This is a genomic window from Achromobacter sp. 1014246743, from assembly GCF_059760725.1.
Genome location: NZ_JCBANA010000010.1, coordinates 1 through 23,804, shown reverse-complemented (window position 1 = coordinate 23,804; position 23,804 = coordinate 1). Strand labels below are relative to the sequence as shown.

The following is a 23,804-nucleotide window of genomic DNA, read 5'->3' as shown; positions in this document are numbered from 1 at the left end:
AAAACCGTCCCCTATTCAAGCCGTGCAAGGGAAACACGGGCCGCTCCGCCTCCGGCTTGCCTGCGGGGACAGGCAAGCCGGAGATGAGGGAGTGCATATAGAGCCTGAATCAGGCTCCAGGTTCAATCCGCCTGCTTGCGCAGGAAAGCCGGGATGTCGAAATGATCCATGCCCGAGCTTTCCAGTGCACGCACCTGGGCCGACGCCTGGCTGCGCGGGTTGCGCATGACAGACGGCATGTCCAGATTGCGGTAATCACCCTGACCGGCGGCCGGCATCGTGCCCATGGGCATGTTGTCGGTACCGGTACGCAGCACTTCAGCGGTGCTCTGCACCAGTTGCGGACGCGCCTGCGCACGGCCCAGGCCGGTCGCAACCACGGTCACGCGCAGATTTTCACCCATCGACTCGTCGTAGGCGGTGCCGAAGATCACGGTGGCGTCGTCCGAAGCGTAGCTGCGGATCGTTTCCATGATTTCGCGCGTTTCGCGCATCTTCAGCGAGCGGCTGGCAGTGATGTTGACCAGCACGCCGCGAGCGCCGTTCAGGTCCACGCCTTCCAGCAGCGGGCAGGCAATGGCGTGCTCGGCGGCGACGCGGGCGCGGTCAGCGCCCGAAGCCGATGCCGTGCCCATCATGGCCTGGCCCTGCTCGCCCATGATCGTCTTGACGTCTTCGAAGTCGACGTTGACGTTACCTTCGACGTTGATGATTTCGGCGATGCCCGCGCACGCGTTGTGCAGGATATCGTCGGCCGAACGGAAGCAGTCTTCCTGCGTCGCGTCCTCGTCCATCAGTTCATAGAGGTTCTCGTTGAGCACCACGATGAGCGAATGCACGTGCTTGGCGAGTTCGGCGATGCCGTCTTCAGCCATCTTCAGGCGCTTGTTGCCTTCGAAGGTGAAGGGCTTGGTCACCACGCCCACCGTCAGAATGCCCAGCTCCTTGGCCACTTCGGCCACGACCGGACCTGCGCCCGTGCCGGTGCCGCCGCCCATGCCGGCGGTGATGAAGACCATGTGCGCGCCGTTCAGGGCGGCACGGATCTCCTCGCGTGCGGTTTCAGCCGACGCGCGGCCTTGCTCGGGCTTGGCGCCCGCGCCCAGGCCCGTGCGGCCCAGACGGATCTGCACCGGGGCGTTGGTCGCCGCCAGTGCCTGCGCATCGGTGTTGGCGCAGATGAAATCCACGCCGTGCACGCCGCTGCGAATCATGTGCGCGACGGCATTGCCGCCCGCACCACCCACACCAACGACCTTGATTACGGTCCCTTTGGTGTTGTTCTCAAGCATCTCAAAGTTCATCATGATGACTCCCTCACAAGTCCGATTTTGCAAATCACAAAAATTCCCCAACAACCTATATTTTGTGAATCGCCTCAAAGCCGAAGCCGACCGGTTTGATCCGCAACGGGTTTGAGACGCCTCCCCTTCTGGCCCGACCCGCGATGCCGCTGCGGATCACGCCAAGGAGCAGGCCCCAACCTGCCCCCCTCTTTCAATTCATGAACCATTCCTTCATGCGCGCCAGCAGGCTCTTGAAATTGCCCGTCTGCGCGGCGACCTTGCGGCCACGCACACGCTGCATGCGCGCTTCCTGCAGCAAGCCCATCACGGTCGAGAAGCGCGGATTGCGCATCACGTCGGCCAGGCTGCCTTCGTATTCGGGTACCGCCACGCGCACCGGCTTGAGGAACACGTCCTCGGCCAGTTCGATCATGCCGGGCAACTGCGCCGAGCCGCCGGTCAGCACCACACCGGAAGCCAGCAGGTCTTCGTAGCCCGAATCGCGCACCACCTGCTGCACCAGCGTGAACAGTTCTTCCACGCGCGGCTCGATGACGGCGCCCAGCGCCTGGCGCTTGACCTGGCGCGGGCCACGGTCGCCCAGGCCCGGCACTTCCACGGACTCGTCCGGGCTGGCCAGCACCTGCTTGGCCACGCCATAGCGCAGCTTGATTTCCTCGGCATCGGGCGTCGGCGTGCGCAGCATGGCCGCGATGTCGTTGGTGATCTGGTCGCCGGCGATCGGCAGCACGGCGGTGTGGCGAATGGCGCCGCCGGTGAAGATGGCGACGTCGGTGGTGCCCCCGCCGATATCCACCAGCACGACGCCCAGTTCTTTCTCGTCAGCGGTCAGCACGGCCAGGCTGGAGGCCAGCGGCTGCAGGATCAGGTCCTGCACTTCCAGGCCGCAGCGGCGCACGCACTTGACGATGTTCTGCGCGGCGCTGACCGCGCCGGTCACGATGTGTACGCGCACTTCCAGGCGCAGGCCGCTCATGCCGATGGGCTCGCGGATGTCTTCCTGGCCGTCGACGATGAATTCCTGCGTCAGCACGTGCAGCACTTGCTGGTCGGTCGGGATGTTCACGGCCTTGGCGGTCTCGATGACGCGAGCGACATCCGTGGCGGTGACTTCCTTGTCCTTGACGGCGACCATGCCGCTGGAGTTGAAGCTGCGGATATGGCTGCCGGCGATGCCGGTGTAGACGTCGCGGATCTTGCAATCTGCCATCAGCTCGGCTTCTTCAAGCGCGCGCTGGATGGAATTCACAGTGGTCTCGATATTGACGACCACGCCCTTGCGCATGCCGCGCGATTCGTGCTGGCCCAGGCCAAGCACTTCGAATCGGCCTTCGGGCAAGATTTCAGCCACCACAGCCACCACCTTGCTGGTGCCGATATCGAGGGCGACGATAAGGTCCTTGATGTCACGGGTCATGGCGTTAGCGTTTCTTGGGAGGTTTCGGTGTGGATTTGGATTTGGTTTCCGACGCGGGCAACGGAGCCAGCGCCAGGGCGAAACCATTGGGATAGCGCAGGTCGGCCTGCGTGATGGTGCGCCCTTCCAGGCGCCCCGACACGGCGGGCCACGCTTGCACAAAGCGTTGAATGCGAGCTGCGAACGGCAGCGCGCCGGGCAGGCCATGCGGATCCGGCGCATCGGCGCCCGGATCGCGGCCCAGGTCCAGCAACATGCCGTTGGACAGCACCACGCGCCAGGCATAGCGCGGACTCAGCTCCAACTGCTTGACGTGCATGTCCAGCGGCGCAAACCAGCGTGCCAATTCGGCGTAGCGCTGCACCACCAGCGATTCGGTGCCCTCGGGCCCGGAGAACTGCGGCAAGACCGTTTCGTCGTCCACCTCGCCCGTGTTGGCCGTGAACGCTTCGCCCCAGGTGTTGATCATCTGGTTTTCGTTCCACAGCGCCAGCGGCTGCTGCTCTTCGATGCGCACGCGCAGCACATTGGGCCAGATGCGGCGCACGGTGGCGTGCCGCACCCAGGGCACCGATTCGAAGATCTCGCGAGCGTCGTCCAGGTCCACCGTGAAGAAGTTGCCCTTGAAGCGTCCGGCGATAGCCGCACGCACCGCCCCCGGCGATACATAGTGCAGCTCGGTGTCCGGCGTGGACTCCAGTTCGATGGCCGACAGCGTGAAATACGGGCGTTGCGCTACCCACACCACGCCCGCCATCAGCATGGCGCAGACCGCCAGCACGGCTAGCGTGTTGGCAATCAGGTTGGTAGTGCGAGCGTCGTTCCACACAGAGTATCCAGGTCAAGCGTTGCGAGCGATGCTGTGCACTTTGCACGAAGCGTCGGCCAGGATCGCCACGCACAGATCGGCGTAGCTCATCCCCGTGGCGCGGGCGGCCATGGGAACCAGCGAATGGCTCGTCATGCCGGGCGAAGTATTCATTTCCAGCAGCCAGGGGCGGTTGTCGGCATCCAGGATGAAGTCGGCGCGACCCCAGCCTTCGCAGCCCAGCGCGCGGTAGGCGCGCACGGCGACGTCGGCGACTTCTTCCGCCACCGCTGGCGGCAGCGTGGCCGGGCAGAAATACTGCGTGTCGTCCGAGAAATACTTGTGCTCGTAGTCGTAGTTGCCACCGGGCGCGGCGATCTCGATGACCGGCAGTGCGCGCGCGGTCTTGCCGCCACCCAGCACCGCCACGGTCAGCTCGCGGCCCTGGATGAACTGTTCGGCCAGCACTTCGGCGTCGAACTTGGCGGCCAGCGCGTAGGCTTCCTTCATGTCGGAATAGCCCACCACCTTGGTGATGCCCACGGTCGAGCCTTCATGCGGCGGTTTGATGATCAGCGGCAGGCTCAGCCGGTCAGGCACCAGGCGCAACTCGGTGTCGGCGTCCAGCAATTCGAATTGCGGCGTCGGCAGGCCCTGCTGCAGCCAGACGCGTTTGGTCATGGTCTTGTCCATGGCCAGTGCCGAGGCCAGCGGGCCGCTGCCGGTGTAAGGAATGCCCAGGAGTTCCAGGGCGCCCTGGATCGAGCCGTCTTCGCCGTAGCGACCGTGCAGCGCGATGAACACGCGATCAAAGCCCTGGCTGGCCAGTTCGGCCAGGCTGCGCTCGCCGGTGTCGAACAGGTGCGCGTCGACGCCGGCGCTGAGCAGCGCCTGGTGCACGCCGGCCCCGGACATCAGGGACACCTCGCGTTCGGCGGAACGACCGCCGTACAACACGCCTACCTTGCCGAATTTCGCGCTCATGCCAATTCTCCAACTTGGGCGGGGACCTTGCTGATCGAACCCGCTCCCATAACAATCACCACGTCGCCGTCGCGTACGAAATCCACCACGGCTTGCGGCAGGTCGGCGACGTCTTCGACAAAGACAGGCTCGACCTTGCCGGCCACGCGCAAGGCGCGCGACAAGGCGCGGCCATCGGCAGCCACCAGCGGCGGTTCGCCTGCGGAATAGACTTCGGTCAGCAGCACGGCATCGGCCGTACCCAGCACGCGCACAAAATCTTCAAAGCAATCGCGCGTACGCGTGTAGCGGTGCGGTTGGAACGCCAGCACGATGCGGCGGTCCGGCCAGGCGCCGCGGGCGGCCGCCAAAGTGGCGGCCATCTCGACCGGGTGGTGGCCGTAGTCGTCGATCACCGTGAACGTGCCGCCGCCATGCGAAGCAGGCACGGGGAATTCGCCGGTCTGCGTGAACCGCCGGCCCACGCCCTTGAACGAGGCCAATGCGTCGCAGATGGCTTCGTCGGACACACCCAGCTCGGTCGCCACGGCAATCGCCGCCAGCGCGTTGCGCACGTTATGCAGGCCCGGCAGGTTCAACACCACCTGCAGCGGCGGCAGCAGCGTTTCGCGATGGCTGCGCTGCACGTTGAAGCGCATGCGCGTGCCTTCCGGCTGCACTTCGTAGCCGCGCACCATGGCCTCGTCGTTCAGGCCGTACGAGGTGATGGGGCGCGACACGAATGGCATGATCTCGCGCACGTTGGCGTCGTCGGTGCACAGCACGGCGCTGCCGTAGAACGGCAGGCGCTGCGTGAACTCGATGAACGCGCTCTTCAGCCGCGCCACGTCATGGCCGTAGGTGTCCATGTGATCCGCATCGATGTTGGTCACGATGGCCATCACCGGCAGCAAGTTCAGGAACGAAGCATCGGATTCGTCGGCTTCGACCACGATGTAGTCGCCCTGCCCCAGCCTCGCATTGGCGCCGGCGGAATTCAGCCGGCCGCCGATCACGAAGGTCGGGTCCAGGTCACCCGCGGCCAGGATGCTGGCCACCAGGCTGGTCGTGGTGGTCTTGCCGTGCGTGCCGGCCACCGCAATGCCACGCTTCAAGCGCATCAGTTCGGCCAGCATGATGGCGCGCGGCACCACCGGGATGCGCGCGGCGCGCGCCGCAATGACCTCGGGGTTGTCGCCCGCCACCGCGGTCGACGTGACGATCGCGCCCGCACCGGTGACGTTGCTGGCGACGTGGCCGATGGCGATGTTCACGCCCAGGCCCGCCAGGCGGCGCGTCACGGCCGACTCGTTCAGGTCGGAACCGCTGATGGTGTAGCCCAGGTTGAGCAACACCTCGGCAATGCCGCTCATGCCCGAGCCGCCGATGCCTACGAAATGGATATGTTGAATTCTGTGTTTCATGATGAACGCCCCGCTGCTTGTTCACAGACGTCGGCGATATGGGCCGCCGCTTCGGGGTGCGCATGCGCGCGGGCCCGTTCGGCGACAGCCTGAAGTTCTTGACGAGTGCGCTGGCCCAGCCAGTCCGCCAGCCATTCGGGGCTCAAGGCGTTCTGCGGCTGCAGCCAGGCGGCCTGCGCGTCGCTCAGGAAGCGCGCGTTGGCGGTTTGGTGGTCATCGATGGCATGGGGGAACGGCACGAACAGTGCCGCCACGCCCGCTGCGGCCACTTCGGACACCGTCATGGCGCCCGCGCGGCAGATCAGCAGGTCGGCGTCGCCCATGGCGCCGGCCATGTCGTCGATGAAAGCGCGGCAGTCGGCCGTCACGCCCGCCTGGGCGTAGGCCTGCTGCAGCGCCGGCAAATGTTGTTCGCCAGCCTGGTGCACGACCACCGGCCGACGGTCTTGCGGCAGGCGCGCCAGCGCCTGGGGTACGGCGGTATTCAATGCCTGGGCGCCCAGGCTGCCGCCCACCACCAGCACCCGCAGCGCACCGCTGCGGCCGCTGTAGCGCTGGGCCGGATCGGGCAAGGCGCACAGGTCGGCGCGTACCGGATTACCCATGGCTTCGCCCTTGGGCAGCACGCCGGGAAAGCCGCTGAGCACGCGGCGGGCCATGCGGGCCAGCCACTTGTTGGCGGTGCCGGCCACGGCGTTCTGTTCGTGCACTACCAGCGGCGTGCCGCGCAGCGCCGCGATGACCCCGCCGGGAAAGGCGACATAGCCGCCCATGCCCAGCACGACGTCGGGGCGCACCGCGGACAGCCGTCCCCACGCCTGCGCAAACGCGCGCACCAGCAGGAACGGCAGCTTGAGCAGCGCGGCAGCGCCCTTGCCGCGCACGCCGGCAAAGCGCAGCGGCACGAGCTCGATGCCGCGTGGCGGCACCAGCTTGCCTTCCATCTTGTCGGGATTGCCCAGCCACAGCACGCGCCAGCCGCGCTGGCGCAGCACATCGGCCACGGCCAGGCCGGGCATGATGTGGCCGCCGGTGCCGCCGGCCATGATCAGGATGGTGCGGGGCGTGGCGCTCATGTCCGCCCCCCGCGCATCATGATGCGGTTTTCGACGTCCACCCGGATCAGCATGGCCAGGGCGCACAGATTCATCACCACGCCCGAACCGCCGTAGCTCATCAGCGGCAGGGTCAGGCCCTTGGTGGGCAACAGCCCCAGGCACACGCCCATGTTGATGAAGGCCTGCACGCCGAACCACATCGCCACGCCATGCGCTACCAGGCCCGCGAAGGTGCGTTCCATGGCGATGGCCTGGCGGCCGATGTCAAAGCCGCGATATACGATGATGGCGAACAGCGAGATCACCAGCATCACGCCGGCAAAACCGAGTTCTTCGCCCACCACCGCCATCAGGAAGTCGGTGTGCGCTTCGGGCAGGTAGTGCAATTTTTCGACGCTGGCGCCCAGGCCCACGCCCAACCATTCGCCGCGCCCCAGCGCGATCAGCGAGTGCGACAGCTGATACGCGCTGCCGTAGGCGTTGTCTTCGTTCCAGGGGTCCAGGTAGGCGAACAGGCGCGCACGGCGCCACGGCGACAGCCAGATCAGCATCAGGAAGGTACTGACCAGCACCGCCAGCAGGCTGCTGAAGTACTTGCCGTTGATGCCGCCCAGGAACAGGATGCCGATGGCAATGGCCACGATCACCATGAAGGCGCCCAGGTCGGGCTCGAGCAGCAGCAGCATGCCCACGCCGGCCAGCGCAAACGCCATCGGCAAAAAGCCGCGGGCAAAGGCCTGCATGTGTTCCTGCTTGCGCACGGTGTAGTCGGCGGCGTACAGCAGTGCGGCCAGCTTCATCAGTTCGGACGGCTGGAAATTCAGCGGACCCAGGGGAATCCAGCGATGGGCGCCATTGACTTCACGGCCGATGCCGGGCACCAGCACGGCCACCAGCAGCACCATCGCCACCACGAACAGCGGCACGGCCAGCCGTTGCCAGACGCGGATGGGAATGGCCAGCACGATCGCGGCGGCCAGCAGGCCGGCGCTGACGAACAGGCCGTGACGGATCACGAAGTAATAGCGGCCATACGAGGCATAGCGCGGGCCGTCGGCCAGCGCGATCGACGCCGAATACACCATCAGCAAGCCGAGCAGCAGCAACGTCGAAGCCGCGATGACCAGCGGCAGATCGAAGTTGCGCATGCGGGTACGGCCGGGCCGTACGGCGTTGACGCTGGCGGTGAGATCGGCGATCAGGCTCATGCCACCTCTCCACGGTCGCGGGCCAGGTCTTCGACCTCTTCCACGAACACCTGCCCGCGGTGCGGATAGTTGCGGAACATGTCCATGCTGGCGCAGGCGGGCGACAACAGCACCGCGTCGCCGGCTTGCGCCAGATCGGCGGCGCGGCGCACGGCCTCGTGCAGGGAAGCGGCCTGGATGCAGTCGACGCCGGTTTCAGCCAGCACGCGGCCGATCTCGGGGCCATCCTGGCCGATCAGCACGACAGCGCGCGCATGGCGCGAGACGACCGGAACCAAGGGCGAGAAATCCTGGCCCTTGCCCAGGCCGCCGGCGATCAGCACCACGGGCTGACCCAGGCCTTCCAGCGCGGCCACGGTGGCGCCCACGTTGGTGCCCTTGCTGTCGTTGATGTAGTCCACGCCGCCGATGTTGCGCACGAAGGCGGCCCGATGCGGCTCGCCCGCGTAGTCGCGCAGCGCACGCAGCATGGCGCCCCAGCCCAGGTCCAGGCAACGCGCCAGTTGCAGCGCGGCCAGGGCATTCAAGGCGTTGTGGATGCCGCGGATACGCAGCGCATCCACCGGCATCAGGCGGCTCATGCGGCCCTTGGCACGCACGGGCTCCGGCGCGTCTTTCTTGCGGCGCACGGGCGCGACCGGCTCGTCGAAGTCGACCGGCTCGGCGGCAACCAGCCAGGCCACGCCCTGGCCCTGTTCCAGGCCCATGTCGCCCACGCGCTCGGGCACGTCGCGGCCGAAACTGCGCGCGTTCAGCGCATCCAGCGTCGGCACCATGGCGGCCGTATAAGGATCTTCGCGATTGACGATGGCCACGCGCGCCATCTTCAAGAGGCGCGCCTTGGCCTGGGCATAGGCGTCCATGTCGCCGTGCCAGTCCAGATGGTCTTGCGTGACGTTCAGCACGACGGCCGCGTCGGCCATCAGCGTATGCGTGGTTCCCAGCTGGAAGCTGGAGAACTCCAGCACCCACACCTGCGGCAGTTCGTCGGCATCCAGCGCCCCCATCAACGCGGTCAGCGCGGCCGGGCTGATATTGCCGGCAGCCAGCACGGACAGGCCGCTGGCTTGCACCAGGTCGCGCGTCAGGGCGGTGACGGTGGTCTTGCCGTTGGTGCCGGTCACGGCCAGCACGCGGGGACGGTATTCGCGGGTCTCGGCCAATTCGGCCAAGGCGCGGGCGAACAGTTCCATTTCACCGATGACTTCGATGCCACGAGCCTTGGCCTCGCGCAGCAGGTCTTCGGCCGGCGCACCGGTGGGCGCCAGGCCCGGGCTGATCACGACCTGGTTCACGTCGTCCAGCAGAGCGACGTCGAACGAGGTGTCGCAACCCAGACGGTATTCGACCTCTGCCTGCGCCAGCGCTTCCTGCAGCGCCGGCAGGCCGCCCGGCGCTGCGCGCGTGTCGGCCACGCGCAGGCGGGCGCCCTGTCGGGCGCTCCAGCGAGCGGCGGCGACACCCGACTCGCCCAATCCGAGGATCAGGACGAGCGGCGCGTCAGCGCGGGAGGTTTCCATCGTATTCATCGCAACTTCAGGGTAGAGAGGCCAATCAGCACCAGCATCATGCTGATGATCCAGAAACGCACGACCACCTGGGTTTCTTTCCAGCCGCCCACTTCAAAGTGATGATGCAGCGGCGCCATGCGGAATATGCGTCGACCTGTTCCATAACGTCGCTTCGTGTACTTGAACCAGGTCACCTGGATCATCACCGACAGGGTCTCGACCACGAACACGCCGCCCATGATGAACAGCACGATCTCCTGGCGCACGATGACCGCGATGGTGCCCAGCGCACCGCCCAGAGCCAATGCACCGACGTCGCCCATGAAGACCTGCGCCGGATACGCGTTGAACCACAAAAATGCCAGGCCGGCGCCGCCGATCGCGGCGCACAGCACCATCAGTTCGGATGCGCCCGGGATATACGGGAACAACAAGTACTTCGAATAGTCGACGCGTCCAACGACGTAGGCGAAGATGCCCAGCGCGCTGCCGACCATCACGGTGGGCATGATCGCCAGGCCGTCCAGGCCATCGGTCAGGTTGACGGCGTTGCTGGTGCCCACGATCACGGCCCAGGTCAGCGCAACAAAGCCCAGCACGCCCAGCGGATAGCTGACGGTCTTGAAGAACGGCACGATCAGGTCGGCGCGCGTCGGCAGCGCCATCGTGAAGCCGCTGCCCACCCAGGCCTTGAAGAGCGGCCACAGTTCGGTATTGGCCGGCGCGGACACGGCGAATGCCAGGTAGACCGCGGCCACCAGGCCGATGGTGGCTTGCCAGAAGAACTTCTGCCGTGCCGGCATGCCTTCCGGATCGCGGTAGACCACCTTGCGGTAATCGTCCATCCAGCCGATCCAGCCGAAGCCGAAGGTCACCAGCAGCACCACCCACACGAAGCGGTTGGTCCAATCGGCCCACAACAGCGTGCTGATGGCGATGGAAATCAGGATCAGCACGCCGCCCATGGTGGGGGTGCCGGTCTTGACCAGATGCGTCTCGGGGCCGTACGAACGCACGGCCTGGCCGATCTTCATTTCGGTCAGCTTGCGAATCACGCGAGGCCCCGCCACCAGGCCGATCAACAAGGCCGTGGCGCAAGCCAGCACCGCGCGCAGCGTGATGTATTCGAACACGCCCAAGACGCGCACATCATCGGAAAGCAGACGGGCGATCTCAAGCAGCATGGTGGTCTCCCTGCCCCTTGGACACTTGCCCGTCAGTCGAAGTAAAAGCCGTCACTACCCGCTCCATGCGCATAAAGCGCGATCCCTTTATCAATACGCAGGACGCGCGCAGGCCGCGCAACGCGGCAACGACTTCGTCTACCGATGCGCAGGCGTGCGCGCCCGAACCGTAGGCGGCGGCTGCCGCCCGGCTGGCTTCGCCTAGCGTGATGAGCGCGTCGAGCCCATGCTCGCGCGCGTAATTGCCCACCTCGACATGCATGGCGGGGCCGTTGTCCCCGACCTCACCCATGTCGCCCAGTACCAGGACGCGGGTGCCGCCGATGCGCGCCAGCACATCAATGGCGACGCGAACCGAATCGGGGTTGGCATTGTAGGTGTCATCAATGAGCAACGTTCCGTCACTCAATTTCTTGTACTGCATACGGCCCGCCACGGGGCTGAACCCGGCCAGCGCGCGCACGGCGACGTCCAGCGGCGCCCCCGCAGCGATGGCGCTGGCGATGGCGGCCAGGGCATTGCGCAGGTTGTGCAGGCCGGGCACCGGCAACGTCAGGTCGGCGGCGCCCACCGGCGTCACCACGCGGCAGCGCGTCGAATCGACGTCCGCCAGGATCTGTTCCGCATAGACGTCCAGGCCGGGCTGCAGGCCAAAGCGCAGCACGCGGCGCGGCGCGGCCAGCTTGTCCCAGATGGCCGCATAAGGCTCGTCGCCGGGGTACACCGCCACGCCGTCGTCGGGCAAGGCCGCGATGGCCGCGCCGTTTTCATATGCCACCGCTTCCACGGTGTGCATGAATTCCTGGTGCTCGCGCTGCGCATTGGTCACCAACGCCACGCTGGGCGCGGCGATGGCAGCCAGCTGCGCGATCTCGCCCGGATGATTCATGCCCAGTTCGAACACCGCGGCGCGATGCTCGGACCGCAGGCGCAACAACGTCAGCGGCACGCCGATATCGTTGTTCAGGTTGCCCGCAGTGGCCAGACGGGTCGCCTCGCCCTTCCAGCCCGCCAGCATGGCGGAAATCATTTCCTTGGTGGTCGTCTTGCCATTGCTGCCCGTCACCGCCACCACCGGCAGCGTGTACTGGGCGCGCCAGGCGGCGCCAATGCGCATCAGCGCCAGGCGAGTGTCGCCCAGCACCAGTTGCGGCAGATTCGATTCCGGCACGGCATGCGCCACCACGGCCGCGCAGGCGCCGCGCTCGGCAGCCTGGTCCAGGTAGTTGTGCGCATCGAAGTTGTCGCCCACCAGCGCCACGAACAATTCGCCTGCGCCGATGCGGCGGGTGTCCGTGGACACGCCCTTCACCAGCGGCAAGAGCAGCGCCAGGCGGGCCCACTCGCGGTCGTCGAAGGGCAGCTTTTCGCCACCGATGTCCTGGTAGGTCTCGTGGCCCTTGCCCGCCAGCAGCACCACATCTTCGGGCGAACTCGCCCAGATGGTCTGCATGATGGCGCGGGCGCGGTCGACCTGCACGTCAGCGCCTGCCGACGCCGGAATGCCGGCCAGGATCTGCGCCACGATGGCGTCAGGGGATTCGGAACGGGGATTGTCGCTGGAAACCACCACGTGGTCAGACAATTCCGCGGCGATGCGGCCCATTTCCGGACGCTTGCCCGGATCGCGCTCGCCACCGCAGCCGAACAGGCAGATGAGGCGACCGGCGCGCGCCTGCGCCACCGGGCGCAAGGCAGTCAGCGCGCGCGCCAACGCGTCCGGCGTGTGGGCGTAGTCCACCACCACCAGCGCCCCGCGCCCGGCATTGGCCTGGGTGCTGGAGACGACGGGTTCCACGGTCTGCAGACGGCCATCGACCGGATCGGTCGCGGCCAATTCACGTGCAATCTGCGCAAACGGCAGGCCCAGCTTGTACAGCACGCCGGCCACCAGCAGCAGGTTGGACACGTTGTGCGCCCCCAAGAGGCGCGTCACGATCTGCGCCTCGCCATGCGGTGACACCAGCGTGAATATCTGGCCTTGGGCGGTCGCCTGCAGATCCCGCGCGCGCATCGCGGCGGGAATTGCGGCGTCCGCGCTCAGGCTGTAGCCCATGACCGATACGTCGGCCGGCAGCGAGGCGATCAGGCGGCGTCCGGCTTCGTCGTCCGCGTTCACCACGGCGGCATTCAGGCCAGGCCAGCGGAACAGACGGGCCTTGGCGGCCTCGTAGCTTTCCATCGTGCCGTGGTAATCAAGATGATCGCGGGTCAGGTTGGTGTACGCGGCCAACGCCACGCGCACGCCATCCATGCGGCCCTGTTCGATGCCGATGGAAGAGGCCTCCATGGCCACCGCCTTGGCGCCGGCGTCGCGCATCGCCGCCAGCAGGCGGTGCACGGTCAGCACGTCGGGGGTGGTCAGGCTGCCACCCAGCGTGCGGCCATCCGGCAGCACGGCGCCCAGGGTGCCGATGGTGCCACAAGGCTTGTCGTTGCGGCCCAGCGCATGAGCAATCCACTGTACCGACGACGTCTTGCCGTTGGTGCCGGTGACGGCTACCACGGCCAACGCCGACGAGGGGCGGCCATACCAGGTGTCGCCCAACTCGCCCAGCAGGGCGCGCAGGCCCGTGACCGGCAACATGGGCGTATCGCCCGCTGCGGCGGCGGCCTCGATGGCCTCGGTGGCGGGCGCTTCGAACAGTACCGCGCTGGCGCCCAGCGCCAAGGCCTTCTCTATATAGAGGCGGCCATCGCTGGACAGGCCCTGGCAGGCGACGAACACGTCGCCCGGTTCGATCTCGCGGGAGTCCAGTTTCAGGTGCGCGGTCAACGACACGCGCGAATGCAACCACGCCACGGCTTGTTCGACCGTGGCGGCGGGGGATGAGAGGAAGCCTTTGGCGCTCATCTGCCTGGCTCCTTGATACCGGCAACAATAGTGGATTCGAAGGGCGCGTCCGGCCTCACGCCCATCAACCGCAGACTCCCGCCGACAATATGGGAGAACACGGGTGCGGCAATCGCGCCGCCGTAGTAACCGCCGACCGTGGGCTCGTCGATGGACACCGCCACGACGATCTTGGGATCGGACACCGGCGCAAAGCCCACGTACGAGCTGCGATAGCGCTGCATGCTGTACTTGCCATCGACGATCTTGCGAGCGGTGCCGCTCTTGCCGGCCACGCGGTAGCCCTGCACCTGGGCGGCCTTCGTGCCATCGGGTCCGGCAGCCGCTTCCAGCATGCCGCGGACCAGGGCAGTGGTCTTGGGCGTGTAGATCTTGACGCTGGTCGGATCGCTGTCGCGCTTGACCAGGGTCAGCGAGACCATGTCGCCGTTGCGGGCGAACACGGTGTAGGCGCGCGCCACCTGCAGCAGCGACACAGACAGGCCGTAGCCATAGGCCATGGTGGCCTTTTCGATCAGGCGCCAGCGGTCCCAGGGGCGCAGGCGACCGGGCGCCGCGCCGGGGAATCCCACTTGCGGCGCTTGCCCCAGGCCCAACTCGGTGAAGCGGTCCCACATTTCGCGGGATTCCAGCTTCTCGGAGATCATCGTCATGCCGATATTGCTGGACTTGCGCAGCACGCCCGCCACATCCAGCGTGCCGTTGCGGCTCACGTCGCTGATGGTGCTGCCCTGGTAGGTAAAGCGGCCATTGCCGGTTTCAAACAGGGTGTTCGTGGTGATGCGGCCCAGATCCAGCGCCAGCGCGGCAGTGAAGGGCTTCATGATCGAGCCGGGCTCGAACGTGTCGGTGATGGCCTGATTGCGCAGGTTGGCACCGTGGAAGGTCTCGCGCTTGTTCGGATCGAACGTCGGCACATTGGCCAGCGCCAGGATCTCGCCGGTGTGCACGTCGACGACCACGGCGGTTGCGCCCTTGGCCTGGTGCTTGTCCATGGCGTCCTTCAGTTCCTTGAACACCAGGTACTGCAGGCGGGTATCGATGGACAGGCGCAGGTCGCGACCATCGACCGGCAGCGTCACGGCCTGCACGTCTTCGATGACGCGACCCAGGCGATCCTTGATGACGCGGCGGCTGCCCGGGCGGCCCGACAACTGCTGGTTGAAGGTCAGTTCGACGCCTTCCTGGCCCTGGTCTTCGACGCTATTGAACCCGACCACGTGCGCCATCACGTCGCCGTCCGGATAGTAGCGGCGGGTCTCGGGCTGCTGGTGCACGCCGGGCAGGCCCAGCTGCTTGATCTTGTCGGCCACATCCATCGAGACCTGACGCTTCAGGTAGACGAAGTTCTTGTCTTCCTCGACCCGGCGGCGCAGATCGGCAACCGGGGATTCCAGCAACTTGGCCAGGGAGTCCAGCTGCGCAGGCGTGGCCTGCTTCAGATCTTCGGGAATGGCCCAGATGGCCCGCGCCGGCACGCTCGAGGCCAGCACGGCGCCGTTACGGTCCATGATCTTGCCGCGCGTAGCGGACAGTGTCAGCGTGCGCTCGTAGCGGCGCTCGCCTTGCTGCTGCAGGAATTCGTTGGAGAGGCCTTGCAGGAACAGGGCGCGGCCGGCCAGCACGGTAAAACCGCCGAACAGCAGGATCAGCACCAGGCGGGCGCGCCAGGTCGGCAACTGACCGCGCAGCACCGGATTGTCGAAGAACGGAACGCGCTTCATTGGGCGCCTCCGCTGGTCGGCACCGGGGCCTGATTCAGGTACAGCGTGCGATCCGGAACGATGGGAATCATCTTCAGGTTGTCACGCGCAATCAGGTCGACCCGCGCGTTACGCGCCAGTTCGGCACGTTCCAGTTGCAGGCGCCGCCAGTTGGTTTCCAGGTCACGTGCCTGCGCCTGATCGCGGCCCAGCTCGACAAAGAGCTGGCGCGACTGATACCGGCTGGTGACCAGGGAAATGGCCGACAGCATCAGTAAAGCCGCAACGATCAGGTTGACGCGACCCATCAGCGGCGCCCTCCTTTGCCACCGCGGCGAGGCGGCGGGGCCAGGTCGCTGCCCGGCAGCGAACCGATCTTGACGAACGCGGCGCCACCTTCGGCGGACAACGGGGTATCGGTACGCTCGGCGACGCGCAGCACCGCCGAGCGGGCACGCGCATTGACCGAGACTTCGTCGTCTTCGGCCAACACGCGTCCCAGGGAACGCAACACAGGCTGGGGCATTTCGCTTTCGCGCAGCGGCAGGCGTGCATGCGCGGCCGCCGGACGAGCCGCCGCCGCGATGCACTGCTTGACCATGCGGTCTTCAAGCGAATGAAAGCTGATCACCGCCAACCTCCCCCCTGGGGCAAGCAGATCTAAAGCTGACGCGAGGGTGCGCGCGAGCTCTTCGAGTTCCCGATTGATGTAAATCCGTAGAGCTTGAAAGGTGCGTGTGGCCGGATGCTGCCCCTTTTCGCGCGTGCGGACGGCGCTGGCGACGCACTCGGCAAGCTCGAGCGTGGTGCGCAGCGGCCTTGTTGCGCGGCGAGCAGCAATCGCCTTTGCAACCTGAAAAGCAAACCGTTCTTCGCCATAATCCGCTATGACCTCCCGCATCTCATCCACACTGGCTTGCGCCAGCCAATCCGCCACCGTGGGTCCACGAGTGGTGTCCATCCGCATGTCGAGCGGGCCGTCCCGCATGAACGAGAAACCGCGCTCGGCATCGTCGATCTGAGGCGACGACACGCCCAGATCCAGCATCACGCCATCGACCTTGTCGATGCCGAGCTGCCCTAATTCTTCGGCCATGGTGGCAAAGCCCCCATGCACCACCGTCACCCGGGAATCTGCCGCCGCCAACGCATTGGCGACCGCGATGGCCTCGGGGTCCTTGTCGAACACCACCAGCCGCGCCCCCGCCCCGAGGCGGCTGAGCAACTCCCGGCTGTGACCGCCGCGTCCGAACGTGCCGTCCACAAAGACGCCACGTTCCGCCCGCGTAGCCGCGGCCGGCTCGTCCTGGAGGTGCGACCGGGTCGCGCCCTTGCCGCCGAAATCGGCCAGCAACAGCGCGTCCACCGTCGGCTCCAGCAGGACGGGCCGATGTTCGAATTCCATAACTTTTTCAGAACGAAAACTGATTCAACACATCCGGCATACCCTTGGCCAGGTCTTCAGCCTCTCGGCTTGCCAGGGTAGCGGCATCCCACAGCTCGAAATGAGCGCCCAGACCGAGCAGCATCACATCGCGCGTCATACCGGAAGCGTTGCGCAGTTCAGGCGCGATCAGGACGCGGCCGGAGCCGTCCAGTTCCACGTCCTGAGCGTTGCCCAGCAACAGCCGCTGCAACGCGCGAGCCGTCATGGGAAAGGCGGCAATCTGCTCGCGCTTCTTTTCCCACTCGGGCCGCGGGTACACCAGCAGGCAGCCGTCTGGGTGGCGGGTCAGGGTCAGGCGGCCGTCCGCCTGCGACATCAGCGCGTCACGATGCCGGGTCGGAATCGAGATCCGTCCCTTGGCATCCAGCGTGAGCGCGCTGCTTCCCTGAAACACCACTTTTACCCCACTTAATTGCACAATTTCCTACTATTTCCCACTCTACGGTATGGCAATGGGGCGGTCAAGCGCGCGGTTGCAATTTTTTCAATCACAACAAGGACTTAGAGCAACTTGTAAATGCGCAAAAAGAAAAACCTCCCATTAAATCAGGAGGTTGCGTCACTAACTAAAAGTGCTTCTTAAGAAGTGGCGGCTAACGATGCCTTTGCATTGTTTTACCTGGCCCGCTGGTCGAAGACTGGCGGGCGTTCCGCGCCGGCTGCCGCGATTCGGGCTTTGAAAAAAAGCCGCCCACGCCGCACGGATGGAGAAATTCAATGCAAGACGGGTCTATAGGCCGGATTCTGTACGCCAGGTTTCCCTGGCGGGCAATCATTCCTCTGCGCGGATCATTGCTGAGCCGCTGTAGCCACCTACCCGCATGCTTGGACGGAGCCGCCCTTCGCGACCCGAAAGCCGCACGCATGCCTATTTGATGTTGCTCCGGGTAGAGGTTGCCGCGTTTCACCCTGCGATGCCGCCGATCGTTGCCGACCGGCGCAATACGGAGATGGCCGTATCAGTGCGCGACTGGCGCGCCCGCCCCGCAGACTCGTCTCTGTGGTCCTGTTCCTCGTCCGCGTCCGAAGACGCAGCCGGACGGCCGTTAGCCGTTACCCTGCCCTATGGAGTCCGGACCTTCCTCGATGGATTCGCATCCACCGCGATCGCCCAACCCGCCTTGCGGTGCGTATTCTAGTACAGGTTGCGAGCCTGTCCCCCAGAGGGGCCAAACGACCCGGCGGGGTTCCTGCGACAATAGCGCTTGATCCGCCTAGACGCAGCAGACACGACTACTACATGGCCCTCGCAACTCTCATCACCCTGACCGACATCCAGCTGGCCTACGGCCACCACCCACTGCTGGACCACGCCGACTTCGCCATCCAGGCCGGCGAGCGCATCGGCCTCATCGGCCGCAACGGCGCCGGCAAGTCTTCCCTGCTTCGCCTGCTCGACGGTCGCACCCTGCCCGACGACGGCGACATTGCCCGTACGTCGGGCCTGCGCGTCGCCACGGTCGAACAGGAACCGGAGCTCGACGAAAACGCCACGGTCTTTGACGTCGTCTGCAACCTGGGCGACGACCACGAAGACTGGCAACGCCCGTCACGCGTGCGCTCGGTGCTCGAAAAACTGGGCCTGCCCGCGGACGCCCAGATCGCTGGCCTGTCCGGCGGCACCCGCAAGCGCGTCGCGCTGGCGCGTGCGCTGGTCGACGAACCCGATCTGCTGCTGCTGGACGAACCCACCAACCATCTCGACTTCGAAGGCATCGCCTGGCTGGAAGAGATGCTGCGCACCTGGAAGGGCGCGGCGGTCATCATCACCCACGACCGCCGCTTCCTGGACTCGGTGGCCACCCGCATCGTCGAACTCGATCGCGGACGCCTGCTCAGCTTCCCCGGCAATTTCTCGCAATGGCAGGAACGCAAGGCGCAGTGGCTGGAGTCCGAACGCCTGGAGCAGGCGCGCTTCGACAAGCTGCTGGCCCAGGAAGAAGTCTGGATCCGCAAAGGCGTGGAAGCACGCCGCACCCGCAACGAGGGTCGCGTGCGCCGCCTGGAACGCCTGCGTGTCGAACGCGCCGAGCGCCGTGAACGCGTCGGCGACGTGTCGCTGGCGCTGGCCGAAGGCCAACGTTCGGGCAAGATGGTGGCCGAGCTGGAACACGTCAGCAAGCGCTTTGGCGACAAGATCGTGGTGGACGACTACTCCACTACGCTGCTGCGTGGCGACCGCATCGGCATCGTCGGGCCCAACGGCGCCGGCAAGACCACTCTGCTCAAACTCATCCTGGGCGAAATGCAGCCCGACAGCGGCAAGACCCGGCTGGGTACCAATGTCTCGGTCGCCTACTTCGACCAGATGCGCGCTCAGCTCGATGAAAACGCCACCTTGGTCGACATCATCAGCCCGGGCAGCGAGTGGGTCGAGATCGGCGGCACGCGCAAGCACGTCATGAGCTACCTGGGCGACTTCCTGTTCTCGCCCGCCCGCGCCGGCTCGCCCGTGCGCAGCCTGTCAGGCGGCGAGCGCGCCCGGCTGCTACTGGCGCGCCTGTTCGCCCGCCCCGCCAACGTCCTGGTGCTGGACGAACCCACCAACGACCTGGACATCGAAACGCTGGAACTGCTGGAAGAACTGCTGCAGGAATATTCCGGCACCGTCCTGCTGGTCAGCCACGATCGCGCCTTCCTGAACAACGTCGTGACGCAGACCATCGCCTACGAAGGTCACGGCCGCTGGCGCGACTACGTGGGCGGCTATGACGAATGGGTTGCCCAGCGCCCGGCATCGGCGAACGGCGAAGACGCCGAAAAGGCCATCAAGGCTGCCGACGAAGCCGCGGCGCGCGCCAAGGCCGCCAAGCCCAAGCCGGCCAAGACCGCCAAGATGAACTCATGGGAATTGCGCGAACTGGAAGGCCTGCCCGAGGCCATCGCCGCGCTCGAGGCCAGGCAGGCCGAACTGGCCGGCAAGCTGGCCGACGGCAGCCTGTACCGCGATGCCCCGGCCGAAGTCGAACGCATCAACGGCGAACTGTCCAAGCTCGAAAGCGAGCTCGAAGAAAAATTCGCCCGCTGGGAACTGCTGGAGGCGCGCCGCGAAGGCGCCCTCTGAAGACATTGCCACTATCTATATATATAGATAGTGGCATGTCATGGATGGGCGGCGAGGCCGCCCGCGATCAGACTGCGGCGCGCCAGGCCAGGGTTTCTCCCGCGGCCAGCGGCACCAGCGCCGTATTGCCGAACGGCACTTCATCCGGAATCTCGTAGGTCTCGCGCACCAGCGTCAGGGTGCCGGTGTTGCGCGGCAGACCATAGAAGTCCGGGCCATGGAAGCTGGCGAACCCTTCCAGCTTGTCCAGCTTGCCAACGGCCTCGAACGCCGTGGCGTACAGCTCCATGGCGTGCAGCGCGGTGTAGCAGCCGGCGCAGCCGCAGGCATGCTCCTTCAGGCCGCGGGCATGCGGCGCGCTATCCGTACCCAGGAAGAACCGCGGGCTGCCGCTGGTCGCGGCTTCGACCAACGCCAGGCGGTGCGTTTCACGCTTGAGGATCGGCAGGCAATACCAGTGCGGCCGCACGCCGCCCTGGAAAATGGCGTTGCGGTTGTACAGCATGTGCTGCGGCGTGATCGTCGCGGCGATCGGACCTTCGGCGTCGCGCACATATTCCGCGCCTTCCTTGGTCGTGATGTGCTCGAACACCACCTTGAGCGCCGGGAATGCGCGGCGCAACGGCTTCATTACGCGCTCCACGAAGATCGCTTCGCGGTCGAACACGTCGATCGACGGATCGGTCACCTCACCATGCACCAATAGCGGCATGCCGCATTTTTCCAGCGCTTCCAGCGCCTTGGCACACTTGCCCAGCAGGTCGGTCACGCCGGCATCGGAATTGGTGGTCGCGCCCGCCGGATACAGCTTGACGGCGTAGACCTGGCCGGACTCGTGCGCGCGATAGATTTCTTCGGCCGAGGTGTTGTCGGTCAGGTACAGCGTCATCAGCGGCGTGAACGCGTCGGCGTTGCCGCCCGCTTTGGTCAGCGCGGCCAGGATGCGGCCGCGGTAAGCAAGCGCCTGTTCGGTGGTGGTCACCGGCGGCTTCAGGTTCGGCATGATGATGGCGCGGGCGAATTGCCTGGCGGTGTCCGCCACCACGGCCTCCAGCGCCGCGCCATCGCGCAGGTGCAGATGCCAGTCGTCGGGGCGGGTGATGATCAGTTGCTGGGGTGTTTGCGTAGACATGGGAAGCTTCTTAATCTGCCAGCGGCATGCCCCGTTCGGCCAACGCGCAGAACATCGCGCTGCCCAGGGGAATGACGGCATCGTTGAAATCAAAATGCGAGTTGTGCAGCACGCAGCCGGAATCGGCCCCGCCCTGCCCCAGCCGGAAATACGCGCCGGGCTTGCTCTGCAACATGAAGGAAAAATCTTCCGAACCCATCGACGGCACCAGGTCCCGCACGACGTTCTCCTTGCCGATCATCTCGGTGGCAATGTCGGCGACAAGATTGGCGTGCTGCGGCGTGTTCAGGGTCGCGGGATAGATGCGCTCATAGATCAGTTCGGCCGTCCCGCCGAACGCGCCGGCAATGGCAGTGACCAATTCGCGCATACGCGTCTCGACCATTTCCTGCACCGACTTGCGGAACGTGCGTACCGTACCCACCAGCTTGGCTTCACGCGGAATCACGCTCATCGCACCGGGATGCCCCGCCTGCATCGAGCCGATCGACACCACCGCGGAATCCAGCGGATTGACGTTGCGCGACACGATGGTCTGCAATGCCGTGATGATCTGGCCCGCGATGGTCACCGGGTCGATGGTCTGATAGGGATGCGCGCCGTGGCCGCCGCGGCCGGTAATCTGGATCTCGAAGCGATCGGCCGCCGCCATCATCGGCCCCGGATTGATGCCGATGGTGCCTGGCTTCAGGCCCGGCCAGTTGTGCAGGGCGTAGATCGCGTCACACGGAAACGTATCGAATAACCCATCCTCGAGCATGGCTTTCGCGCCACCGCGCCCTTCTTCGGCCGGCTGGAAGATCAGTACCGCCGTGCCGTCGAAATTACGCGTCTGAGCCAGGTACTTGGCCGCACCGATCAGCACCGCCGTATGGCCGTCGTGGCCGCAGCCGTGCATCAGGCCAGGCTTGGTGGACTTGTGGCCGAAGTCGTTGTCTTCGGTCATGGGCAAGGCATCCATGTCCGCGCGCAGGCCGATCATCCGGCCGCTGTCGCAACGTTTGCCGCGGATCACGCCCACCACACCGGTCTTGCCGATGCCGCGGTGTACCTCGATTCCCAGCGCCTCCAGCGCACCCGCGACGATCCCGGAGGTCCGAACTTCTTCAAAGCCCAATTCCGGATGGGCGTGCAAATCGCGCCGCAGCGCCGTCAATTCGTCATGAAAGAGGCGAATTGATTCCAAAGGAGAACGTGCGTACATAGGAGGTTACAGAATGACGTGGGATGGGGGACGGTCCGGACATTTTAGTTGCTACAGAGGATAAATGCCTTTGTCTTTACGGGAGAGACACGTTATGCTCCGGCCGCAGGACAATTTTTCCAACAGCCAGAGAAGGAGCGCCGCATTATGGCCACAACCTCCAAACCCGCGACCGCGCGCAAGCCGAACGCTGCATTCATGAAGCCCCTGACTCCCAGCGCCGAATTGGCGGCTGTGATCGGTTCGGAAGCCGTGCCGCGCACCGAGGTCACCAAGAAGATCTGGGAATACATCAAGAAGCACAACCTGCAAGACGCCAGCAACAAGCGCAACATCAACGCCGATGCCAAGCTGCGCCCGATCTTTGGCAAGGATCAGGTCACGATGTTCGAACTGACCAAGCTGGTCAACGCACATCTGAAGTAAGCAGGCAAAGGGCGTACGTCGTACGTCCCTGCCTCGATACTGTCGCGACGCCCTGGCTTGAACGCCGGGCGGACTCGACTTCCGGCACCTACCGCCCACAGCAGTTCCGCACAGGCTGTCCGCCTAGCGCCGCCAGACCCATACCCGCGATGGGCACGGCCAGAATTCCCACGCACGACCTACGCTTCGGTGCCTGCGCATGTGAGTCGCACACACCTCGCGCGCTCCTTAGCCCTGCGCACCATGTGCTCGACGGCCGTTCATGCCGCACGCTTGATGGGTTTCGCTCAGCCGCAGCGCCGGCAGTGAGGCGGCTGCTACGCGCATGCACGCCGATCCGAAAGCGAGCGAAAGCTCGTCAATATCTCCAGGTGAACACTCCCTCCCAGGCTCCCATCGCGTTCAAGTGCGCTCGGGTCGCCTGTCTGTCCATATCGCCCTTGTTCTTGCTGCGCTTATGGACCCTGGAAATAAAAAAGGCCGGCGCATGCCGGCCTTTCCAGGGAACGCTGTACGTTCAGGCGTAGGTGGTCGGTGCAGTGCCTTCCAACAGCGACAGCCAGCCCTTGATCAGGCGGTACAGGCCCCAGACAACCGTGGCGACCACGCCGATCCAGCCGATATAGATCACCAGCGCCAGGCCGCTGATGGCCAACCACAGCAGAGCCCACCAAAAGGTCCGCAGCAGCCAGTCGAAATGGGCAGCGTAAACGGTGCCAGCGGCATCCGAACGCTTCAGGTACATCAGCACGACGGCAGCCAGCGTAGCAATGCCCAGGAAGCCACTGGTCAGAAAGCCCAAGGCAAACAAGCCATAGGCCACATGGGTCAGCGTGCGCAGGTCTAATGCCGTACCGGGCGCGGGGGTCTGGGTATCACTCACGATTACGCTCCAACAATTGACTCGGTCAATCTTACCGCACAATACCATTGGGCCCACGAGCGTTGTTAATTGGGCACAATCAGCATTGACGCGGCTTGCAGCCCTGTTGACGGCTCCGTCAGGCATTCATTTTCAGGCCCGCCGCCAGGCTGTCCAGCCTGCCCTAGCCAACGCATTCAAAGCCCCGACGCCCAAACAAAAGCCCCTGGGC

19 protein-coding genes and 1 other RNA gene are annotated in these 23,804 nt (G+C 65.5%); 2 read left to right on the top strand and 18 right to left on the bottom strand.

Annotation, left to right across the window (positions count from 1 at the left end; translation table 11 throughout):
* Positions 1-122: 122 nt before the first annotated feature.
* The 15 genes from ftsZ to rnpB form a co-directional block, all read right to left on the bottom strand.
* Positions 123-1,307: a cell division protein FtsZ gene (gene ftsZ / locus AC6LJ2_RS06370; protein WP_025136632.1), complete on the bottom strand. Its 1,185-nt coding sequence runs from the start codon at positions 1,305-1,307 to the stop codon at positions 123-125.
* 190 nt (positions 1,308-1,497) lie between these two features.
* Positions 1,498-2,724: a cell division protein FtsA gene (ftsA, locus tag AC6LJ2_RS06365; RefSeq protein WP_006217473.1), complete on the bottom strand. Its 1,227-nt coding sequence runs from the start codon at positions 2,722-2,724 to the stop codon at positions 1,498-1,500.
* Positions 2,725-2,728: 4 nt separating this feature from the next.
* A complete protein-coding gene (locus tag AC6LJ2_RS06360) occupies positions 2,729-3,553 on the bottom strand; it encodes a cell division protein FtsQ/DivIB (RefSeq protein ID WP_263913844.1) in 825 nt (274 codons plus the stop codon).
* Positions 3,554-3,565: 12 nt separating this feature from the next.
* Positions 3,566-4,516 carry a D-alanine--D-alanine ligase gene (locus AC6LJ2_RS06355; protein ID WP_445658191.1) on the bottom strand — a complete coding sequence of 317 codons (951 nt, stop codon included), beginning with the start codon at positions 4,514-4,516 and terminating at the stop codon, positions 3,566-3,568.
* Positions 4,513-5,919 carry a UDP-N-acetylmuramate--L-alanine ligase gene (gene murC, locus AC6LJ2_RS06350; RefSeq protein WP_263913842.1) on the bottom strand — a complete coding sequence of 469 codons (1,407 nt, stop codon included), beginning with the start codon at positions 5,917-5,919 and terminating at the stop codon, positions 4,513-4,515. Before murC ends, AC6LJ2_RS06355 begins: the two co-directional genes overlap by 4 nt.
* Complete coding sequence (murG, locus tag AC6LJ2_RS06345) at positions 5,916-6,995, bottom strand: undecaprenyldiphospho-muramoylpentapeptide beta-N-acetylglucosaminyltransferase (RefSeq protein ID WP_263913841.1); 1,080 nt, start codon at positions 6,993-6,995, stop codon at positions 5,916-5,918. The genes murC and murG overlap by 4 nt, the downstream gene beginning before the upstream one ends.
* Positions 6,992-8,185 (bottom strand): putative lipid II flippase FtsW, encoded by a 1,194-nt coding sequence (gene ftsW, locus AC6LJ2_RS06340; protein WP_263913840.1) that lies wholly within the window; start codon positions 8,183-8,185, stop codon positions 6,992-6,994. Before ftsW ends, murG begins: the two co-directional genes overlap by 4 nt.
* Positions 8,182-9,714 (bottom strand): UDP-N-acetylmuramoyl-L-alanine--D-glutamate ligase, encoded by a 1,533-nt coding sequence (gene murD, locus AC6LJ2_RS06335; protein ID WP_498151034.1) that lies wholly within the window; start codon positions 9,712-9,714, stop codon positions 8,182-8,184. The genes ftsW and murD overlap by 4 nt, the downstream gene beginning before the upstream one ends.
* Entirely contained in the window at positions 9,711-10,880 is a 1,170-nt protein-coding gene (gene mraY / locus AC6LJ2_RS06330; protein ID WP_498151033.1) for a phospho-N-acetylmuramoyl-pentapeptide-transferase, read from the bottom strand. Before mraY ends, murD begins: the two co-directional genes overlap by 4 nt.
* Positions 10,870-13,734, bottom strand: a complete 2,865-nt coding sequence (gene murF, locus AC6LJ2_RS06325; RefSeq protein WP_498151032.1) for a bifunctional UDP-N-acetylmuramoyl-L-alanyl-D-glutamate--2,6-diaminopimelate ligase MurE/UDP-N-acetylmuramoyl-tripeptide--D-alanyl-D-alanine ligase MurF — start codon at positions 13,732-13,734, stop codon at positions 10,870-10,872. The genes mraY and murF overlap by 11 nt, the downstream gene beginning before the upstream one ends.
* Positions 13,731-15,458 (bottom strand): peptidoglycan D,D-transpeptidase FtsI family protein, encoded by a 1,728-nt coding sequence (locus tag AC6LJ2_RS06320; protein WP_263913837.1) that lies wholly within the window; start codon positions 15,456-15,458, stop codon positions 13,731-13,733. The genes murF and AC6LJ2_RS06320 overlap by 4 nt, the downstream gene beginning before the upstream one ends.
* Positions 15,455-15,745 (bottom strand): cell division protein FtsL, encoded by a 291-nt coding sequence (ftsL, locus tag AC6LJ2_RS06315; RefSeq protein WP_498151031.1) that lies wholly within the window; start codon positions 15,743-15,745, stop codon positions 15,455-15,457. The genes AC6LJ2_RS06320 and ftsL overlap by 4 nt, the downstream gene beginning before the upstream one ends.
* Positions 15,745-16,842 carry a 16S rRNA (cytosine(1402)-N(4))-methyltransferase RsmH gene (rsmH, locus tag AC6LJ2_RS06310; protein ID WP_263913835.1) on the bottom strand — a complete coding sequence of 366 codons (1,098 nt, stop codon included), beginning with the start codon at positions 16,840-16,842 and terminating at the stop codon, positions 15,745-15,747. The genes ftsL and rsmH overlap by 1 nt, the downstream gene beginning before the upstream one ends.
* A 7-nt stretch (positions 16,843-16,849) precedes the next feature.
* A complete protein-coding gene (gene mraZ / locus AC6LJ2_RS06305) occupies positions 16,850-17,278 on the bottom strand; it encodes a division/cell wall cluster transcriptional repressor MraZ (RefSeq protein WP_006226256.1) in 429 nt (142 codons plus the stop codon).
* Positions 17,279-17,601: 323 nt separating this feature from the next.
* Positions 17,602-18,007, bottom strand: an RNA gene (gene rnpB / locus AC6LJ2_RS06300) — RNase P RNA component class A.
* A gap of 117 nt (positions 18,008-18,124) precedes the next feature.
* Between rnpB and AC6LJ2_RS06295 the strand changes: the two genes are divergently transcribed.
* Entirely contained in the window at positions 18,125-19,948 is a 1,824-nt protein-coding gene (locus AC6LJ2_RS06295) for an ATP-binding cassette domain-containing protein (RefSeq protein ID WP_263913834.1), read from the top strand.
* A 67-nt stretch (positions 19,949-20,015) separates the two neighbouring features.
* On the opposite strand, the gene pyrC is transcribed toward AC6LJ2_RS06295, so the two are convergent.
* Both pyrC and AC6LJ2_RS06285 read right to left on the bottom strand, forming a co-directional pair.
* The gene (pyrC, locus tag AC6LJ2_RS06290) at positions 20,016-21,080 is read right to left on the bottom strand and encodes a dihydroorotase (RefSeq protein WP_263913833.1); all 1,065 of its coding nucleotides are present in this window, start codon (positions 21,078-21,080) and stop codon (positions 20,016-20,018) included.
* A 10-nt stretch (positions 21,081-21,090) separates the two neighbouring features.
* Positions 21,091-22,284 carry a M20 aminoacylase family protein gene (locus tag AC6LJ2_RS06285; RefSeq protein ID WP_025136617.1) on the bottom strand — a complete coding sequence of 398 codons (1,194 nt, stop codon included), beginning with the start codon at positions 22,282-22,284 and terminating at the stop codon, positions 21,091-21,093.
* A gap of 147 nt (positions 22,285-22,431) precedes the next feature.
* On the opposite strand from AC6LJ2_RS06285, the gene AC6LJ2_RS06280 reads away from it, so the two are divergent.
* A complete protein-coding gene (locus AC6LJ2_RS06280) occupies positions 22,432-22,710 on the top strand; it encodes an SWIB/MDM2 domain-containing protein (RefSeq protein ID WP_006217453.1) in 279 nt (92 codons plus the stop codon).
* A 517-nt stretch (positions 22,711-23,227) separates the two neighbouring features.
* Here AC6LJ2_RS06280 and AC6LJ2_RS06275 read toward each other — a convergent pair.
* Positions 23,228-23,593, bottom strand: a complete 366-nt coding sequence (locus tag AC6LJ2_RS06275) for a DUF4870 family protein (RefSeq protein WP_445658185.1) — start codon at positions 23,591-23,593, stop codon at positions 23,228-23,230.
* Positions 23,594-23,804 lie beyond the last annotated feature (211 nt).

Coding starts and splice junctions, on each gene's coding strand:
- ftsZ (WP_025136632.1), bottom strand. CDS start 1,307: ATGATGAACTTTGAGATGCTTGAGAACAACACCAAAGGGACCGTAATC.
- ftsA (WP_006217473.1), bottom strand. CDS start 2,724: ATGACCCGTGACATCAAGGACCTTATCGTCGCCCTCGATATCGGCACC.
- AC6LJ2_RS06355 (WP_445658191.1), bottom strand. CDS start 4,516: ATGAGCGCGAAATTCGGCAAGGTAGGCGTGTTGTACGGCGGTCGTTCC.
- murC (WP_263913842.1), bottom strand. CDS start 5,919: ATGAAACACAGAATTCAACATATCCATTTCGTAGGCATCGGCGGCTCG.
- murG (WP_263913841.1), bottom strand. CDS start 6,995: ATGAGCGCCACGCCCCGCACCATCCTGATCATGGCCGGCGGCACCGGC.
- ftsW (WP_263913840.1), bottom strand. CDS start 8,185: ATGAGCCTGATCGCCGATCTCACCGCCAGCGTCAACGCCGTACGGCCC.
- murD (WP_498151034.1), bottom strand. CDS start 9,714: ATGAATACGATGGAAACCTCCCGCGCTGACGCGCCGCTCGTCCTGATC.
- mraY (WP_498151033.1), bottom strand. CDS start 10,880: ATGCTGCTTGAGATCGCCCGTCTGCTTTCCGATGATGTGCGCGTCTTG.
- murF (WP_498151032.1), bottom strand. CDS start 13,734: ATGAGCGCCAAAGGCTTCCTCTCATCCCCCGCCGCCACGGTCGAACAA.
- AC6LJ2_RS06320 (WP_263913837.1), bottom strand. CDS start 15,458: ATGAAGCGCGTTCCGTTCTTCGACAATCCGGTGCTGCGCGGTCAGTTG.
- ftsL (WP_498151031.1), bottom strand. CDS start 15,745: ATGGGTCGCGTCAACCTGATCGTTGCGGCTTTACTGATGCTGTCGGCC.
- rsmH (WP_263913835.1), bottom strand. CDS start 16,842: ATGGAATTCGAACATCGGCCCGTCCTGCTGGAGCCGACGGTGGACGCG.
- AC6LJ2_RS06295 (WP_263913834.1), top strand. CDS start 18,125: ATGGCCCTCGCAACTCTCATCACCCTGACCGACATCCAGCTGGCCTAC.
- pyrC (WP_263913833.1), bottom strand. CDS start 21,080: ATGTCTACGCAAACACCCCAGCAACTGATCATCACCCGCCCCGACGAC.
- AC6LJ2_RS06285 (WP_025136617.1), bottom strand. CDS start 22,284: ATGTACGCACGTTCTCCTTTGGAATCAATTCGCCTCTTTCATGACGAA.
- AC6LJ2_RS06280 (WP_006217453.1), top strand. CDS start 22,432: ATGGCCACAACCTCCAAACCCGCGACCGCGCGCAAGCCGAACGCTGCA.